Origin of the sequence: Mucilaginibacter sp. L3T2-6, from assembly GCF_030519355.1 — a bacterium.
GTDB lineage: Bacteria > Bacteroidota > Bacteroidia > Sphingobacteriales > Sphingobacteriaceae > Mucilaginibacter.
On sequence record NZ_JAUMKC010000010.1, the window covers coordinates 1 to 18,395 of the forward strand.

17 protein-coding genes are annotated in these 18,395 nt (G+C 43.9%); 9 read left to right on the plus strand and 8 right to left on the minus strand.

The genetic code is table 11. The features are described 5' to 3' along the window. Positions 1 to 96: 96 nt before the first annotated feature. Positions 97 to 786, plus strand: a complete 690-nt coding sequence (locus Q3W13_RS12435; protein ID WP_302864308.1) for a Sir2 family NAD-dependent protein deacetylase — start codon at positions 97 to 99, stop codon at positions 784 to 786. Positions 787 to 900: 114 nt separating this feature from the next. Then, positions 901 to 1,623 (plus strand): diphthine--ammonia ligase, encoded by a 723-nt coding sequence (locus Q3W13_RS12440; RefSeq protein WP_302864309.1) that lies wholly within the window; start codon positions 901 to 903, stop codon positions 1,621 to 1,623. Positions 1,624 to 1,844: 221 nt separating this feature from the next. Here the strand turns inward: Q3W13_RS12440 and Q3W13_RS12445 are convergent, their stop codons facing one another. Next, a complete protein-coding gene (locus Q3W13_RS12445; protein WP_302864311.1) occupies positions 1,845 to 2,090 on the minus strand; it encodes a hypothetical protein in 246 nt (81 codons plus the stop codon). Positions 2,091 to 2,177: 87 nt separating this feature from the next. On the opposite strand from Q3W13_RS12445, the gene Q3W13_RS12450 reads away from it, so the two are divergent. The 6 genes from Q3W13_RS12450 (at position 2,178) to Q3W13_RS12475 (ending at position 9,122) form a co-directional block, all read left to right on the plus strand. Beyond that, a complete protein-coding gene (locus Q3W13_RS12450; RefSeq protein WP_302864313.1) occupies positions 2,178 to 2,660 on the plus strand; it encodes a GAF domain-containing protein in 483 nt (160 codons plus the stop codon). Next, the gene (locus Q3W13_RS12455) at positions 2,653 to 3,300 is read left to right on the plus strand and encodes an alpha/beta fold hydrolase (protein WP_302864315.1); all 648 of its coding nucleotides are present in this window, start codon (positions 2,653 to 2,655) and stop codon (positions 3,298 to 3,300) included. The genes Q3W13_RS12450 and Q3W13_RS12455 overlap by 8 nt, the downstream gene beginning before the upstream one ends. Further along, entirely contained in the window at positions 3,297 to 3,899 is a 603-nt protein-coding gene (locus Q3W13_RS12460) for a DNA-3-methyladenine glycosylase (protein WP_302864316.1), read from the plus strand. Before Q3W13_RS12455 ends, Q3W13_RS12460 begins: the two co-directional genes overlap by 4 nt. Before the next feature lie 576 nt (positions 3,900 to 4,475). Then, positions 4,476 to 5,759 (plus strand): kynureninase, encoded by a 1,284-nt coding sequence (gene kynU, locus Q3W13_RS12465; RefSeq protein WP_302864317.1) that lies wholly within the window; start codon positions 4,476 to 4,478, stop codon positions 5,757 to 5,759. Between the two features lie 71 nt (positions 5,760 to 5,830). Next, entirely contained in the window at positions 5,831 to 6,739 is a 909-nt protein-coding gene (locus Q3W13_RS12470; RefSeq protein WP_302864318.1) for a histone deacetylase, read from the plus strand. 85 nt (positions 6,740 to 6,824) lie between these two features. Then, positions 6,825 to 9,122, plus strand: a complete 2,298-nt coding sequence (locus tag Q3W13_RS12475; protein WP_302864320.1) for a glycoside hydrolase family 95-like protein — start codon at positions 6,825 to 6,827, stop codon at positions 9,120 to 9,122. Here the strand turns inward: Q3W13_RS12475 and Q3W13_RS12480 are convergent, their stop codons facing one another. The 3 genes from Q3W13_RS12480 to Q3W13_RS12490 all read right to left on the minus strand — a co-directional run bounded on the left by Q3W13_RS12480 (position 9,123) and on the right by Q3W13_RS12490 (position 11,695). After that, entirely contained in the window at positions 9,123 to 10,490 is a 1,368-nt protein-coding gene (locus Q3W13_RS12480; RefSeq protein WP_302864321.1) for an MATE family efflux transporter, read from the minus strand. Between the two features lie 108 nt (positions 10,491 to 10,598). After that, complete coding sequence (locus Q3W13_RS12485; protein WP_302864322.1) at positions 10,599 to 11,222, minus strand: helix-turn-helix domain-containing protein; 624 nt, start codon at positions 11,220 to 11,222, stop codon at positions 10,599 to 10,601. Beyond that, complete coding sequence (locus Q3W13_RS12490) at positions 11,219 to 11,695, minus strand: GNAT family N-acetyltransferase (RefSeq protein ID WP_302864324.1); 477 nt, start codon at positions 11,693 to 11,695, stop codon at positions 11,219 to 11,221. Before Q3W13_RS12490 ends, Q3W13_RS12485 begins: the two co-directional genes overlap by 4 nt. 271 nt (positions 11,696 to 11,966) lie before the next feature. On the opposite strand from Q3W13_RS12490, the gene Q3W13_RS12495 reads away from it, so the two are divergent. Beyond that, positions 11,967 to 12,170: a hypothetical protein gene (locus Q3W13_RS12495; RefSeq protein WP_302864325.1), complete on the plus strand. Its 204-nt coding sequence runs from the start codon at positions 11,967 to 11,969 to the stop codon at positions 12,168 to 12,170. 64 nt (positions 12,171 to 12,234) lie between these two features. Here the strand turns inward: Q3W13_RS12495 and Q3W13_RS12500 are convergent, their stop codons facing one another. The 4 genes from Q3W13_RS12500 to gyrA all read right to left on the minus strand — a co-directional run bounded on the left by Q3W13_RS12500 (position 12,235) and on the right by gyrA (position 18,307). After that, positions 12,235 to 13,029 carry an SDR family NAD(P)-dependent oxidoreductase gene (locus Q3W13_RS12500; RefSeq protein ID WP_302864326.1) on the minus strand — a complete coding sequence of 265 codons (795 nt, stop codon included), beginning with the start codon at positions 13,027 to 13,029 and terminating at the stop codon, positions 12,235 to 12,237. Positions 13,030 to 13,240: 211 nt separating this feature from the next. Beyond that, positions 13,241 to 14,542: a tetratricopeptide repeat protein gene (locus tag Q3W13_RS12505; protein WP_302864328.1), complete on the minus strand. Its 1,302-nt coding sequence runs from the start codon at positions 14,540 to 14,542 to the stop codon at positions 13,241 to 13,243. A 6-nt stretch (positions 14,543 to 14,548) separates the two neighbouring features. Beyond that, positions 14,549 to 15,667, minus strand: a complete 1,119-nt coding sequence (locus tag Q3W13_RS12510) for a lipopolysaccharide assembly protein LapB (protein WP_302864329.1) — start codon at positions 15,665 to 15,667, stop codon at positions 14,549 to 14,551. Between the two features lie 3 nt (positions 15,668 to 15,670). Next, the gene (gene gyrA / locus Q3W13_RS12515; RefSeq protein ID WP_302864331.1) at positions 15,671 to 18,307 is read right to left on the minus strand and encodes a DNA gyrase subunit A; all 2,637 of its coding nucleotides are present in this window, start codon (positions 18,305 to 18,307) and stop codon (positions 15,671 to 15,673) included. Positions 18,308 to 18,395: the final 88 nt, after the last annotated feature.

An 18,395-nucleotide genomic window follows, 5' to 3' on the forward strand; every position in this document is an offset into this window, starting at 1 on the left:
ACCGCCGTATACGGAACCGTACGTACGGTGGTGTGAGAGAGCGGTGAAACGAATAAAAGTTTCGCCCTCTACTCGATGGTCTTTATGAGAAAAATTATGAAAAAGATCGTAGTGCTAACCGGTGCCGGTATCAGTGCCGAGAGCGGATTAAAGACCTTTAGAGACAGCGATGGACTGTGGGAGGGATTTAATATAGAGGATGTGGCCACGCCCGAAGCGTGGCGCCGGAATCCGGAGCTGGTACAGAATTTCTATAATGAGCGCCGCAAATCAGTGCTTGAGGCGCAACCCAACGCAGCACACATCGCGTTGGCAAAACTTGAAGAGAAATACGAGGTAACGGTCATTACCCAAAACATCGACGACCTGCATGAGCGCGGCGGCTCTACCAATGTGGTGCACCTGCATGGCATTATTACCCGTTCGCAATCCAGCAAAAATCCCAGCCTAACCTATCCGATTGACGGATGGGAAATAAAGATGGGAGAGAAGTGCGAGCTCGGTTCACAATTGCGTGCCCACGTAGTATGGTTTGGCGAGGCTGTGCCAATGATCGGGAAGGCGGCAAGGATCTGCACCGGAGCGGATATTTTTATCCTGGTGGGATCATCACTGGCTGTTTACCCGGCGGCCGGATTGGTAGACTATGTCCCCCGTGATACACCAAAATATATTGTCGACCCGAAAATTCCTTATATGAACAGAGACAGTTCTTATATCAAAATTGAGGAGAAAGCCAGCATAGGCGTTGTGACACTGGTTACGCGGTTGTTGAACGAAGAATAATTCGGAGATACTGCTGATTACGCTAATTCAAATTGGTAAACGGCATACTATCTTGAGCACTTAAAAAGTCAACCAATCGCGAAACATGATTTTCAAGCCGGTGAAATCAGAAAAATGAAATCAAAAAAAGCAATAATGAACTGGAGCGGCGGCAAGGACAGCAGCCTGGCCCTGTACCATTGTCTTCAAGATCCTGAAATTGATGTCAGGTATCTGGTTACTACTATTAATGATGCCGCTGACAGAATATCGATGCACGGTGTCAGGGTTGAACTTTTAATCCGTCAGGCAGAAAGTATCGGTATTCCTCTATACCAGGTTCGCCTGCCCGAAATGCCCGATATGGAAACTTACGATAACGCCATGCGGCATCACGTGGAGTTTTTTAAATCAGAAGGAATTACGCATTCCATCTTTGGCGACATCTTTTTGGAAGATTTAAAAAGTTACCGTGATCGGCGTTTAACAGAGGCCGGTCTGACAGGCATTTATCCTTTATGGAAACGTGACACCCGTGAATTGATAAAAGAATTTTTTGATTTGGGTTTCGGTACCGTGATAGCCTGTACGCAGGAAAAATTAGGCAGGATAGCAGGGCAGGAGCTAAGTCCCGGGTTAATCAAAACACTGCCGCCGGACATTGATGTATGTGGCGAAAACGGCGAGTTTCACACTTTTGCTTTTAGCGGCCCCATCTTTAAAAGTGAAATAAAATACAGGCTGGGTGAGAAGGTGTTTAAGGTTTACACCGCTCCCAAAACGGATAGAGATAACAGCGATTCTCCGGGTGACGATAAGCTTTCAGGTTTTTGGTACCAAGACCTGATTTTGGCCTGACTTTCCATTTATTTGGTTTAAATAGGCCCCAAATTTTATTTGGCGAAGATTTTTATTTCATCATAATAATTTGATAGTCAATTTTTTATTTCATAAAAAGAAAAATTCCGATTTAAATAGCTGATCAATTGACCTTTAAAGAAGTGTTATTTGGCCAAATTTTATTTTGTTTAAAGGTTATTTAATGTATAATACGCTATAATACAATTAATTATATATATTTAGTTGTAGCGATCATACGCCTGTCCGAAGTCTCCGCGCATTTCCTCGAAGCGGCTTGAAACCGTTTTCAAAAATGCCTCGTCCAGCAATTCAAAAACGCTGTTTACACCGTCCATCAGGTCGGCTTCTGCAACTTTGTAAGTTTGCTCAAAAGCCCCCTGCTCGATCTTTACGATAAACTTGCGGTTCATATTCAGGATGGATATTTTGAAATCGGGATGGGGGAGTTCTGCGATGATTCTCATGCTGGTAATTATTAATCCTGCTAAATAAAACATTAAATATGAGATTGGCCTTATTAACTATTTAAAGCGCTTACCTATTTTTGTACTATGGCAGAAGATTTAAATATCATAACCTCAACCAACAAGGCGGAACAATATCAGTCGCTGATTCCGCAAATAGAAGCCCTGCTGATGGGCGAACCCGATTTAGTAGCAAACCTGGCTAATATTTGCGCTGCTCTTAAAGAGCAATTCAAATGGTTTTGGGTTGGTTTTTATCTTGTAAAGGGTAACGAACTGGTGCTTGGCCCGTTCCAAGGGCCGGTGGCATGTACCCGAATTGGCTTAGGTAAGGGCGTTTGCGGAGCTGCATGGCAACAGCAAGAAACATTGATCGTTCCGGATGTGGATGCATTCCCGGGGCATATCGCCTGCAGCTCGCTGTCCAAATCAGAAATAGTGCTGCCGATTTTTAAGGGCGGTAAAGTGGCAGGTGTACTTGATGTGGATGCTGACAAATTGAACCAATTTGACGACACCGATGCTAAATATCTGCAGCAGATTATAGAACTCATTGACTTTAATGAGTAAGGCGTATCTGATACCGGGTCTTGGCGCAGACAGCCGGGCATATAGCAACATTGTCATAGAAGACCACGAGGTGATCAAACTCGACTGGATAGAACCGGATGAAACAGATACTTTAAAAACATACGCACAAAAGCTTATCTTACATTATGATATGTCTCCGCTGTCAATTGTAATTGGCAATTCGCTGGGCGGAATGCTGGCAATGGAAATATCTAAAATCCTGCCACTGAAGAAGACGATCCTCATATCCAGTATTAAAACTATTGATGAAGCGCCCGGGTATTTTTCGTTTTTCAAATACACTGGTATTTACAAACTCGTGCCGGGCAAATTGATAACTAAGTTCGGTTTCCTAATCCGGTATATATTTGGCAAGATGAAAAAGGAGCAGGAAGAATTGTTTATAGACATGCTCCAAAGATCATCCCCAACATTTATTAAGTGGGCAATGCGGGCGGTATTGTATTTCGATAACAAAATCGTGCTTCCGGATACGTACACCATAACAGGCGACAGGGACAGGGTCTTCAATTATAAAAGGATCAAAAACGCTATAGTAATTCCCGGCGGTACGCACCTCATGATATTCGACCGGGCGGATGAGGTCAATGCTATTCTTAAAAATATCCTCGCTGAATGAAATTACCCTCGTCATATTACCATAGCACAGACGTAGTTACACTAAGCCGCGACCTGATCGGCAAATATCTGTTCACCTGTATAGATGGTATACTTACCGGGGGATACATCGTTGAAACAGAAGCTTATAATGGCGCTATTGACAAAGCATCACATGCCTATGGTAACAGGCTTACCCCTCGTACCAAAACCATGTTTATGCAAGGTGGGGTAGCCTATGTCTATCTCTGTTATGGCATTCATGAAATGTTCAATATTGTAGTGGCGGAAGAAGGTACTCCACACGCAATTCTTGTAAGAGCTGTGCATCCGACTGAAGGATTGGAGACAATGCAGAGCCGTCGTAACATGCCGGTATTAAAACCGACGATCACGATGGGGCCGGGTTCGGTTGCAAAAGCCCTGGGAGTTTCCCGAGCCATTAATGCCTTTGACTTAACCGGAGACACGATCTGGATCGAAGACCGCGGGCTTTCTTTTCCTGACGAAGAAATTGCCGTGGTTCCACGAGTAGGTGTTGATTATGCAGGGGAAGACGCGTTGCTGCCGTACCGGTTTTATTTAAAAGGAAATCAGTACGTAAGTAAGCCTAATAAATAAACTCATGTATGACAGGCCGGGCTTAAAGTCAAGGCATAAATTAACGGTTAAACTGTCTGTTTATCTCCCTGGGCTCTCCATGTGATGAACCTCTTAGCCGCCCTGCCTAAAAAAGCGATTGCGCGGTAGTGACAAACTTATGTCAGCGATATCCGCGTTAAAAGTAGTATTTTAGATGGCGATAAACCTTAGACAATCTACTCATCATCGGGTTGGGGCGGCTGCTTTGTCAAAATAGTCTTTTCACAGGATTTTCAGGCCTTTAAAACGACAAAATGTTAACAAATGAGTTAAGTTTTAGTCATAATAATAGCTAAAACACTGTTTTTATACCGAACGGGCATAATGGTTCTGAGGCGTTCAAGGTAAACATTTGTAGATAGGCAAAACGTCGTTTGCCCGTTTTTTACCACTTTTTTGTTACAGGCAAAACGAATTATGCCCGTTTATTGGGGTATTTTAGTTACGGGCTAAGTGGCTTTTGCCCATCTACCCGGTTACATTTAGCCCTTCGCCGTGCCCTGGAGCATCGTGATAGGTTGAAGTTTATCGGTAAATATTTCCAATATTTGTTGCATGAACTACCAGAACACGCCTGAATTTGCTCATCAGATGGATGACCAGGACCCTTTGAAAAACTTCCGCAATAAATTTTTAGTGCCAAAACACAAAGGGAAAGACGTAATCTATTTTTGCGGTAATTCACTGGGACTTCAGCCTGTAACTTCACGGGATTATGCCGGCCAAAAGTTCGACAACTGGAAAGACCTGGCTATCGAAGGATTCTTCGTCGGCAACGATCCATGGCTGGGGTATCATAAAAAACTAACACAGACGCTTGCTGACATTGTTGGCGCTAAAAGCGAGGAGGTTTCTGTGATGAACTCGCTTACAGTTAATCTTCATTTGCTGCTTGTAAGTTTCTATAAACCAACAAACAAAAGATTTAAAATTATAATGGAAGGCGGCGCTTTTCCTTCAGACCAGTACGCTTTAGCCAGCCAGGCCAGGTTTCATGGGTATGACCCGAAAGAAGCGATCATCGAAATCTTTCCACGCGAGGGCGAAGAAATCTTACGTACCGAAGATATACTTGAAACCATCGAAAAAAATAAAGACGAACTGGCATTGGTACTTTTCGGCGGTATAAACTATTACACCGGGCAGTTTTTCGATATAGAAGCGATTACGAAAGGGGCGCATGCTGCAGGCGCCTATGCAGGTTTTGATTTGGCTCATGCAGCCGGCAACGTAGTGCTGAAGCTGCACGATTGGGATGTCGACTTTGCCTGCTGGTGCTCCTACAAATACATGAACTCGGGCCCCGGCGGCATCAGCGGCATTTTTGTAAACGAAAAATATTTCAACGATGACAGTTTGCACCGCTTTGCGGGCTGGTGGGGACACAGGGAGGACAAGCGTTTTTTGATGCCGCACGACTTTGAAGCTGACAAAGGTGCGGCAGGCTGGCAGGTAAGTACCAGTCCGGTTATGCTCCTGGCCTTGCATAAGGCCGCTCTGGACATTTTTGAAGAGGCAGGCGGTATCCAACCCTTGCGAAAGAAAAGCGAAGCGCTGACGGGCTATTTGGAGTTTATTATCGGCGAAGTTAACGCCGCCAATGGCGACGACCTTTTCAAAATTATCACGCCGGGGGACAAACAAGCCCGCGGCTGCCAGCTTTCCATAGTTTGCAAGCAAAATGCAAAGGCAACTTTCAATTACCTGACTGATCACGGGGTTATCGGCGATTGGCGCGAACCGAATGTAATTCGTATCAGTCCCGTTCCGCTTTACAACAGTTTTTCCCAGGTGTATGCGTTCGGGCAAATATTGGCGGGAGCAGTGGCGGTAGATTAGAGGCCAGAGATTAGGAAAAAGCCGGTTTTACAATAATTTACCTCTAATCAGCTAATCACTAACCGCTAAACATGACCAATCTCAAAATAGCCTACGACCCCATCTATGCTCATCCTTTGCCTGAGGGGCATCGCTTCCCGATGCTGAAGTATGAGCTGATACCGGAGCAGCTATTACATGAGGGCGTAATAAAACCAGAAAACCTGTTCTCGCCGGGGATGCTGGATGTGGGAACTATCCTGCTGACACATGACAAAAGTTACTGGCATCAGCTGCGTGATTTAACGCTCCCGCCGAAAGAGCAACGACGCACTGGCTTCCCCTTGTCTGCAAAGTTGGTGGAGCGCGAAATACGTATCGCAAGAGGAACTATTGAAGGTTGTCATTACGCAAAAGAGTCGGGTATAGCATTTAATGTAGCCGGGGGCACGCATCATGCCGGCACTAATTGGGGAGAGGGTTTCTGCCTGTTAAACGACCAAGCGATTGCAGCTAATTATCTGTTAAATAATAAATTAGCTCACTCTATTTTAATAATAGATTTAGATGTGCATCAGGGCAATGGCACTGCCCAAATTTTTGAAAACAACCCGGTGGTGTTTACTTTCTCGATGCATGGCGCTAATAATTTTCCATTCAGAAAGGAAAGGTCTGATTTGGATTTAGCGCTGGCCGATGGTACCGGCGATGCCGCGTACCTGGCTTTACTTAAAGAAACTTTGCCGCGCCTGATAAGTCAGCGAAAACCGGATTTTATATTTTATCTTGCAGGCGTTGATATACTCGCGTCTGATAAGCTTGGCAAGATGGCACTGACTAAAAACGGATGTAAAGAACGTGACCGCATAGTTTTTGAACAATGCCTAATGCACAAAATCCCGGTGCAGGTAAGTATGGGCGGCGGATATTCGCCGGATATAAAAGATATCGTTGAAGCGCATTGCAATACGTTCCGGCTGGCTGATGAGTTGTTCTTTTGATTTTTGAGATCCTACCCGTTGAAGGATGATTTCGCAGATCAGCGGTCAAATATATTGTAATGATAACTAGAAGATTTACAGTTTGATGCAAAGATTTATTCAATTAACATTTCTGTTCTTTTTTGCCTTGCAAGGCACAATTGGCTTTGCGCAATCACAATCTCACAATTTGCAATTCGACACTTTGGCTACCCGCTGGGACGAGGCAATTCCCCTTGGCAACGGCACGATTGGTGCTTTGATCTGGCAAAAGCAGGATCATCTCCGCTTCTCCCTCGACCGGGCTGACCTTTGGGATGAACGCCCGATGAAGGGTTTGCACCGAAAGGAATTCAGTTACCAATGGGTTTATGAGCAGGTTCAAAAGAAAACGAACTACAGCCAGGTGCAAAAGTACTTTGATGAACCTTATGATGCAGAACCAGCCCCGTCGAAAATACCGGGCGCCGGTTTGGAGTTTGATACTAAAGGATGGGGAAAGGTTAAATCTGTTCACCTGGATATAAACACCGCCCAGTGCGAGGTTAGGTGGATAAACGGAACATTATTAAAAACATATATTCATGCTACGAAACCTTTTGGTTGGTTCAGATTTGAAAATGTTGCCGGAAATTTCACACCTGAATTGATCCCGCCATTATACCAGGCGCCGCCAACAAAGGGTGAAGTAAACTCGTTGGTCGGGGATGATCTGTCCAAATTAGGCTATAAGCAAGGCTCTGTAAGGCGACGCGGGAATAGTATAACTTACAGGCAGGAGGGATGGGGCGGTTTCAGCTATGAAGTGAATGTACGATGGAAAAGAACCGGTAACGTAATTGATGGAGCCTGGAGTATCAGTTCGCACCAGGAAAATAGCGCAGCAGCACCCGCAGCTGGTTCTGTTACATCTGCTGCGCTGCAACAAAATTCTGATGCAAATTTCATGTCACACCAATTATGGTGGAAAACATTTTGGAGCAAGTCATCGCTGCATGTGCCGGATCGCCTGATCGAAAAGCAATGGTACCTTGAGCAATACAAATTTGGCTCTGTGGCCAGGAGGGGGGCACCGCCAATTTCTCTCCAAGCCGTGTGGACCGCCGACAACGGCCGTATACCGCCCTGGAAGGGAGATTACCATCATGACCTGAATACCCAGTTAAGCTATTGGCCATCTTACAGCGGCAATCACCTTGAAGAAGGTATGGGGTATTTAGACCACCTGGATGCTAATAAGGCAAATTACCTGCGTTACACCAAAATGTACTTTAATGAGCCGGGCCTTGCTGTGCCTGGCGTAACCACACTGCACGGCGCCGAAATGGGCGGATGGATTCAATATTCATTATCACCAACAGTGTCTTCATGGTTGGGGCAACACTACTATCTGCAATGGCGGTATAGCATGGATAAAGATTTTCTTAAAAAGAGGGCGTATCCCTGGATAAAGGACGTCGCGACGTTTCTTGAAAATATTACCGTTATTGATAGCAATGGGAAAAGAAAACTGCCCATGAGTTCGAGTCCTGAGATTAACGATAACAGCCTAAGCGCCTGGTTTCCTGACAATACCAATTATGACCTCTCTTTGATGAAATTTACTTTTCATGCCGCTGCTGAATTAGCTAAGGAACTTGGTTTGTCACATGCGGCCGATCATTGGAGTAAAATCTACGCTCAGTTTGGCGATTTTGCGCTCACAAAAAACAATGAGCTGATGTTTGCGCCCACAATGGCTTATAATCAATCTCACAGGCATTTTTCTAACGCAATGGCAATCTATCCGCTCGGTTTAATAAAATGGGAGGATGGTGCTGGATCAAGGTCAATCATAAAAAACACGATCCATTTGCTGGATAGCGTTGGCCCTGCTTATTGGTGCGGATACTCGTACTCGTGGCTGGCAAGTTTAAAAGCACGCGCCAAGGATGGCGAAGGAGCGGCAAAAGATCTGGAGATATTCTCTAAAGCGTTTTGCTCGATAAATAGCTTTCATTTAAATGGCGACCAGACCAAATCCGGATATTCAAAATTTACCTACCGTCCGTTTACCCTTGAAGGGAACTTTGCATTTGCGTCTGGCCTGCAGGAAATGCTGCTGCAGAGTTACGCCGGCTTTATAGAAGTTTTTCCTGCGGTACCGGCATCGTGGACCGATATTTCCTTTCATACACTCAGAGCCGAAGGTGCATTCCTTGTAAGCGCAAAAAAAGAAAACGGGCAGGTATCAGAAATAAAAATAACCTCTGAAAAAGGCGGGTTAGCAAAGCTTAAGCTACCATTTAAGACATGGGCAACCGCTTCAAAAAACAAAGCTAAGATAATTGATAATCAAGATCATATTTTATCGATACATTTCGAACCAGGTGGCGCCATCCTGTTAAAAAACGGTTATGAATAATCAAAGCCGGCTTATGGTTGCCGACCGGTGTTTTTTGCTGATAAACTGGAAGCGAACAAACAGAAGGATTGCAGATGCCATCAGTCCGAGCACCAGCCCATACCATATACCTGTGGCGCCGAATCCCAGCTTCATGCCCAACAGGTAGCCAATTGGCAGGCCGATCACCCAATAGGCGATAAACGTTATCCCGGTAGGAATATTTACATCACCCATGCCGCGTAATATACCGAGGCCTACAACCTGGGCGCCGTCAAACAGCTGAAACAACGCTGCGATGATAAGCAGCTGCCCTGCAATATCGATAACAATTTTATCTGTTGTATACATTAAGGGCAGCAAATGATTGCCAAGGGTAAAAATACAGGCTGTGATAAACATAAAAGCCAAAACAATATGATAGCTTGATATAGCCGAATGCCTCAAGCCTGCATGGTCATTAGCGCCGAAATAATTCCCTGTTTTGATGGCCGCCGCAGCTGAAAGCCCGCTTGCCATCATATAAGTCATGGAGGCCAGGTTGATAGCCACCTGGTGCGCGGCTTGCTCATGATAGCCAATAGTACCGATCAGGATTGCTGCCCCGGTAAAGGCGCTTATCTCAAATGTGTATTGCAGGGCCACCGGTGCGCCGATGCGTAATATCTGCACCGCCCTTGAACGACTGATCCGACGCAGAACAAAGCTCTTCAGGTATTTTTTAAATCGCGCTGATTTAAATATATAAAATCCCATCGCTAACGCCATTATTGTTCGGTCAATAAGGGTACTGTAGCCTACACCTTTAACACCCATAGGAGGGATTCCGAATAATCCTTTTACAAATGTTACCCCTAAAATAATATTGATGATGTTACCCCATATTGAAATCAGCATAGCCTGTTTAGTGAAACCAAGCCCCTCGGCAAATTGCTTGAAGGTGTTGAATATCATCATAGGTATAACGGATAAGCCCAGCAACATTAAAAATGGCTCGGCCTGCCGCACTACTTCCGGGGTTTGATGCAGATCAGGCAACAAGAAAAACGCCACGGTTAATGTAATGCCAAACAGCAGGAGCCCGCAGATAATATTAATAAACAGGCTATTGGAAAGCAACTTGCCGCATTCATTGTAGTCGCTACGGCCATTCAACTGGGCTATCAAGGGCGTTGAACCGTAGGAAATACCCAGGCCGATCACAATCACCACGCTAAATATGTTGGTGGCAAGCGCGACCGCAGCAAGACTTATAGTACCAGCAAAATGACCTACTATAACGCTATCTGCAAACTGCACAAGTGTGTGCCCCACCTGCGATATTACCACAGGTATGGCCAGTTTCAGGTTGTCCCGGTAGTGCGGCTTGTATTTATGATAAAGGGGCATATTAAGTGAGCAGAGATCGGTTTTTTTGATTAAGAACCGCAAATTAACTGTTAGCGGTTTTATAAAGATAGGGAAGCTTCCAGAGCAGCAGCAAAAATGAGACGATAACTACGCCGCGGTATAGAATTCTTCTTTTTCAGTGGTATTTATCCGGACTACACCTGATAATATCAGATCAACCAAAAGCTTTTGCGCTTTTTTGCGCCCGATATTCAATAACTGGCAACATTCTTTTATTGTAATACGGTCTGTTTTGTCAAGATGTTCGAGCAGTGTTTTTTCGTTAGTCGAGTAAGTTATCAGTACGCCTTCATTATCTGACGAGCGTTTAAGTACATCAACCACGATTTTGCTCGCCAGTACACTTTTGTCTTTAACTCTCACATACACCCACCACTTGCCATCTTCTGCCAGCGCATAATGCGGTTTCATATTGCTTTGCTCAATCTCAGCAATCAGCACCAATTTATCATCGACATACACTTCTTCAAAAATCGGTTCAAGGGCCGGACGTGCAAAAAAAAGAGCCGCCTTTGTAATCATATAACGCTCTTCATCTTCTGATTTTACACCTTTGATCGTACCATCGTCGGCCACGCCGATTAACAGCTTCCCGCCTTTATTATTAGCAAACGAGACCATGGTGCGGGCTATTTTCTCGCAACTCGTTATGGTTTTTTTAAAGTCGAGTGAAACGCCTTCACCTTCAAAAATCAATCTTTTCAAATTCATGTTCCATCTCCCTCTTTTTTTGCAGGCCGGTATGGATGATGAATTTCCATCCAAGCTGCCGGCTTTGATAATTCAGTAAATCCGAACTGCTTATATAATCCGTGTGCGTCTGCTGTAGCTAATGACCAGCGTCTCAGGCCTTGTAGTTCAGGGTGTCGCACAATTGTTTGTATCAGCCATTTTGATAATCCTAAACGCCTGTATTTGGTAAGCACAAAAACATCACAAAGATACACAAACGTAGCCTTATCGGTTATCACCCGGGCAAATCCGGCCTGTTCCTGACCGTGAAAAATGCCGAAACAAAGCGAATTTTCAATAGATATTTCCACACGTTCCCGCGGGATGCCCTGTGCCCAATATGACTCTTTATCAAGGTAGTTATAAATTAGCTCCCGGTCGAGTAATTTCTTATCAGTTGATATTTGAAAGCCTTGTTTTTCAAAGGCTTCATCGTTGATTACAGTGTACATTTTTATGATCTTAACAAAATAGGGGAGTACAAGCTCCCAAAACCATCGCCTTTAAATATCGAAAAATTTTGCTGACTAAGGCCGACTGATATGTTGGGCAGGGGTAATTTTTTGATTAGCCGTCACGAAAATCATTGGTTTTGAGCTAAATCTTTCTAAAATAAGTTCTGTGCTATTTAACGCAATTTTTCGAATACCGAAAATTTCACAAACAACGAAGAAAGTTTTAGTGTTATCCATAAACACTTAAATGAAAATGAGATACGGACCTATGAAAAAACAAATTTTAACGTTTGCGCTAATTGCAGGGATGATTGGCGCGATAACTACCGGCTGTAGTTCATCGAAAAACACCAGCGGGAGCGATACTACCAAAAAAGACAGCGCAACTGTAAGGCCGATGACAACTGATACCATGAAAAAGGATACCGGTATGAAAAAAGACACAATGATGAAGGATACCACACATCATTAATTTCCGGTAAACTTCTAAACAAGACTTACGAAATTTATAAAAATTTCGTAAGTCTCTTATAAACTCAGAACGGACTTTTCACTAAGCCACCGTCTGCTCTGATGGCAGCACCATTAGTAGCTATTGATAAATCACTGGCTACATAAGCAACCATATTTGCAATTTCTTCAGGGGTTATAAATCGCTGAAGGATTGACGTAGGTCTTGCAGTTTTGAAGAATTCTTTTTCCATCGCATCTACAGTAATATTTTTTTGAGCAGCCATATCTTTAACAAATGTTCCTGCGCCTTCAGAAAAAGTAGGACCCGGCAGTACGGCATTGACGGTAACATTTGTACCTTTTGTGAGCTCAGCAAGACCGCGCGCGACAGCAATCTGGGCTGTTTTAGTCATACCATAATGAATCATTTCTTCAGGTATTTGTAATGCGGACTCACTTGAAACGAAGATTATACGGCCCCAATTTTTTTTCAGCATCTTATCAAAATAAGCTTTTGAAAGACGGACGCCACTCAAAACATTTACTTCATAAAATTTAAACCAGTCCTCATCCGGGATTGCGGTAAACTCCCTGGGTTCAAAAATTCCCACATTATTTACCAGTATATCAACCTCTGGTAGTTGTCCAATCAATTGGTTAATCTGGCTCACATTGGCAAAATCCGCTGCCAGACCTTTGATATTTTTATTGCCGGTTTTCTTGATCAGGTTTTCCACCGCCTGGTTAACACGCTCACTCGTGCGGCCATTTACAAAAACTTCAGCGCCTTCATTTGCCAATGTTTCCGCAATTGCGTAACCGATGCCTGCTGTCGAACCCGTTACCAGCGCAATTTTGTTTTTAATTTTTAAATCCATTTTCCAAAGTATTAGATATTTAAACAAGTTTAAGGATGTTTTTTTATTAAATGGACCTGCCTGGAAAAGATGAGCCCGCGCCGACAAATCAAGATATAAACTGAATAAGTTAAAAACATTTATTATTCACATAATTAACATTATGTTAAGTAATATTTTAAAAAGAAAGAGGATATTAAAATCCTCCTCCATATTTTATTAAAGATGGCCCCTATTGTAAGGCATCAATCTTTTGTTTTAATTCATTTGCTTTTGCTTTATACTCTGCTGCATGAGCAGGATCGGACTTTGCCCTGTAGTAGCTTCTAAGGTTTGTCAAAGCGTCGCGGTCATTTGGTTTTAAATCAACAGCCTTTTGCAGATATGGCTTTGCCACGTCAAGCATGGTGTTTGATTTAGTCATTGCCGCATCGTATTCCTTTTGCTTGCTTGCAGGCAGCGATTGCGCTTCGTTATAAATGTCGAGCGCAGGACGCATTAAAACATAACCGAGGTTCATGTTAGCCTCAAAATAGTCCGGATCTATTTCGAGGGCCTTTTTATATGAATCAGCAGCTTTATTGTACCCTTCTAATGCAGCATTATGGTCAGCGGTTTTAGCGGCTGCGTCTTTGTCTTTTGCAGCTTTTGCGTTTTGAGCGTCAGCCACCTGTACGTAGGTTAAACCCTGGTAGTAATAAAGGTCCTTGTTTTTAGGATCGGCGGCTATAGCGGTTTGTATTTTACTCAAAACGTCATTCGCTTTACCCGACTGCAGAGCAATTTCAATTTCTCTTTTGCGTAACGGCGAACTCGAAGGGTATTTGGCGATACCTTCCCCTGTTACCTTCAACGCATTGCTTGTGTCCTTCATTAACAGGTATATCGACGACATATCCAGATATACTTTCGAATTGCCTGAATATTTGGTGTTGACCAGTTTACCATAATTGTTAAGGGCCAGTTGATAATATTTATTATCCTTTGTGGCTTCTGCTGCATTGCTGGCCGCCAGTGCTGTGTAATACATTGCGTTTGTGTCATCAGGCAGCGCAGTACGGTAATAATCAAATTCTTTGTAGGCATCTTCGAATTTCTTATTCTGATAGTCTTTCACCCCGGCGTTAAGTTTATATTGCGCCAGGTTCAGGTTTGCATCGTCAATAAGTTTCTTATTTTCCCCTTTGGTATCCAGTTCTTTTGCCTTTTTGATAGCTTCATCTGCTGTAGCAAATAATGGCGCAGACGTAGTTGCTACGGTATCTTCAGTTGCTAAGGAAGCGTAAATCGCCGCTTTTAAAGCAAAAGTCTGAGGCAAATTTGCCGTTTTTTCGTTCGCAGATGCTTTATCTATCGACGTTTTAGCATCATTGAGGCTCGCCTTAGCTTTAGTTTGTATTGCTGCTACTTTCTGTCCGCGCAGGCCGGAATATGTGTCGTAATTGCTTTGGGCATCTTTCAGCTCCCCTTTTTGTGCGAAAGCAGCAACAGAAGCCATCCCCAAAAGACACGTCATCAAAAGTTTGATTTTCATAGTTTGCTATTGATTGGTTATTTGTTTTAATTTATTGGTTACCCTATCAGTTTCCTCCGAATCCCCCGCCTGTGCATAGGCTAATTGTAACATTTGCAGGCAGTTGGTGTTATTCGGCGATATCTCATTAGCCTTTTCCAACCATTGAGCTGCACGTTTATTATCGGGAGTATTACCCCTCTCCTGCTTTTTCGCCGCTTCTTTCAAGTACAATAGTCCAAGGTTAAATATCGGGTCATACGCCGAGTTATTTAACTCAATGGAATGCAGGTATAATGACTCTGCTTTGTCGTATTGGTTTAAATGGTCGTAACAAACAGCTGCAACAAATGCAATATCGGCGTTATTCGGATTATTATCAAGTAATGCAGGTAACAATGGCGCTAAGGAGTGGTAGTCTTTTCGGTTCGCGTAGATATTAGCCTCATCCAGCAAAAGTGTTTTATCAGCAGGTAACAGCTTGCGCCCTTTTTTAATAACGGCTAACGCTGCCGACGTATCGCCCAACAATTTGTAATTGTTTGATGCCTCCTGTACATATTCCAACTTGGTAGTATCGCTGTTTACCAAATTCGTGTAATACTTTGCAGCCTCGCGCATATTGCCAAGCTTATTATTGGAATAAGCTATGTAAGCATTTAATGGTTTAAAGCCCGGCGCATATTTTTTAGCGGTCAAAAACAGCTGTAATGCATTATTGAAGTCCGTTTTGTTTACATAGCCAAATGCATTGCGGATGTAAACGTTAGCCAAACATCTTTTTGCATAACCAATCTCCGACTGGTATTTGAAAGCTTTTCTGTTGGCCGACAACTGATCAATAAGATTCGTAGTCTGCGATAAGAAATTCGCCGGCTGATTCAATTTATTGAGCGAATCAATATATAATATGCTTGAATTTACTACTGCCCTGTACACTCCCTTTTGTACATCAGCAGAATCCGATTTTGTAGTGATCAGGCTGTCGACTGACTTTTTTGCAGCTGCCAGGTACTTCAAATCCTTCTTTTGCTTGTAAAATGCCAGGCTATTCACCACGCCCTTAAGCACTTCAGACTGGCAAAAAGCCGAAGAAGCGCTAAAAGAGACAATTATAACAGGTAATATGAATTTACGGTAATTCATTCATTATTCTTTTGGTTCATCACTTAACGAATCTTCGTCAGTATCCGCACCCGTATTGTCTGTATCTTTCAACGGGTCAAGGCTGATTTCTTCGTCGGTTGATTCAGGTGCACTCTGAGCGGATGCTTCCAATTCATTCTCTGATATCGCTTCCGCAATTTCCTCATCCTCGTCATGCTCAATTTTTGCAACTGATGCTATTTCATCATCTCCCTTAAGTGTAATCAGCCTCACGCCCTGCGTAGCCCGTCCCATGGTACGCAATTCGCTTACAGCAATCCGGATAATGATACCCGATTTGTTGATAATCATCAGGTCTTCCTTATCAGTAACACCTTTTATGGCAACAAGTTTTCCGGTTTTTTCGGTAATATTTAATGTTTTAACACCTTTACCGCCACGGTTAGTTACACGATAATCATCGATATCGGTACGTTTGCCGTAGCCCTTCTCAGATACAACCAGAACTGTTGTCTCCGGGTTGTCAACGCTTATTAAGCCTACAACTTCATCATCTTCGCTGTCAAGCGTAATGCCGCGAACGCCGGTGGCTGTACGTCCCATCGGCCTTACAGTCGACTCATTAAATCTGATTGCACGTCCTGATTTCAGCGCCATAACAATCTCGCTGCTGCCAGTGGTGATCGTCGCTTCCAGCAGGGAATCGCCTTCATTGATGTTGATAGCGTTGATGCCATTTGCACGCGGACGCGAATATGCTTCGAGAGAGGTTTTCTTAATGGTACCTTTTTTGGTACACATAATAATAAAGTTATTCTCCAGGTATTCTTTATCCTTAAGGCTGATCAGCTTCAGGTAGGCTTTAATATTTTCTTCTTTTGGTATATTGATGATATTCTGAATAGCCCTTCCTTTCGAGGTACGTGTTCCTTCCGGAATTTCGAACACCCTTAGCCAGAAACACTGGCCAGACTCCGTAAAGAACAACATATAGTTATGGTTGGATGCTATTAACAGGTGTTCTATAAAGTCCGCATCGCGGCTGTTGCTGCCTATGGCGCCTTTGCCGCCCCTGCCCTGCCTGCGGTACTCGGTAAGGGGAGTACGCTTGATGTAGCCTTCGCGCGAAATGGTGATCACAACGTCTTCATCCTCAATAAAATCCTCGGTGTTCATTTCGGCCGATGAATGCACCATCTCGGTTTTGCGTTCATCGCCGTACTTATCTTTTATCTCGGTAAGCTCATCTTTAATGATCTGCATTCGCATGCCTTCGTCACCAAGTATGGCTTTTAAATGCTCTATCAGCTTCATTAAGCTTTCATACTCGTCCTTTATCTTATCGCGCTCCAGTCCGGTTAACCGGCGCAAGGTCATATCAAGTATCGCACGGGCCTGTATATCGGTCAAACCGAATTGAGTTATTAAGCCTTCGCGGGCGTCATCCGGCGTATTCGAAGCTCTTATCAGCCTGATCACTTCGTCAAGATGATCAAGCGCGATCAGTAAGCCCTCCAGTATGTGGGCACGCTTTTCAGCTTCTGCAAGTTCAAACTTCGTACGGCGGATAACTACTTCATGGCGGTGTTCAACAAAGTGGTGTATCAGGTCTTTCAGGTTCAGCAGCATCGGCCTGCCGTGTACAAGCGCAATGTTATTAATGCTGAAAGATGTTTGAAGCGCGGTGTATTTATATAAGTTATTCAGAACGATGGCTGCGTTTGCATCGCGTTTTATCTCGTAAACAACACGAATACCCTCCCGGTTCGATTCATCTCTTATGGCCGAAATACCTTCTATTTTTTTATCATTGATCAGCTCGGCGGTGCGCTCAATCATCAGCGCCTTGTTGATCTGGTAAGGAATCTCTGACACAATGATACGTTCGCGGTCATTGTTATATACCTCAATTTCAGCGCGTGAGCGGATTACAATTCTGCCCCGCCCTGTTTCAAATGCCTGGCGTGCGCCGTCAAAGCCATATATGATCGCCCCGGTTGGGAAGTCAGGACCTTTAATGTGCTGCATCAGACCGTCAATAGTAATATCACGGTCATCGATGTAAGCCAGCGTAGCGTTAACAACCTCAGTAAGGTTGTGCGGCGCCATGTTCGTAGCCATACCTACCGCGATACCTGATGCACCATTAACTAAAAGATTAGGGAATTTTGCAGGCAGAACGGTCGGCTCTTCAAGCGAGTCGTCAAAATTCAGCTGGAAGTCAATGGTGTCTTTGTTGATATCGGCCAGCATCTCTTCAGCGATCTTCTCCAGCCTTGCCTCTGTATAACGCATTGCCGCAGGTTCATCGCCGTCGATGGACCCGTAGTTTCCCTGTCCTTCAACAAAAGGGTAGCGAAGACTCCATTCCTGGGCCATACGCACCATCGCATCGTAGACAGACGTATCGCCGTGGGGGTGATATTTACCTAACACCTCTCCTACTATACGGGCTGATTTTTTATAGGGTTTGTTGTTGCTAAGGCCAAGGTCGAGCATGCCATATAGTACGCGCCTGTGTACCGGTTTTAAACCATCGCGCACATCCGGCAAAGCCCTTGATACGATAACCGACATTGAATAGTCAATGTAGGCTGACCGCATTTCTTCATCAATATTTATCGAAATTATTCTGTCTTCTGGTGTTTGTGGGGTTCCGTTTCCTGTTTCTTCGGCCATTGTTTTTTCCTGTAGATTCTTCTCAGTTCGGTATGTTTAAAAATGTAGTTTTAAACAACGGGCGAAGTTAAGAAAATTTATGGCTTTT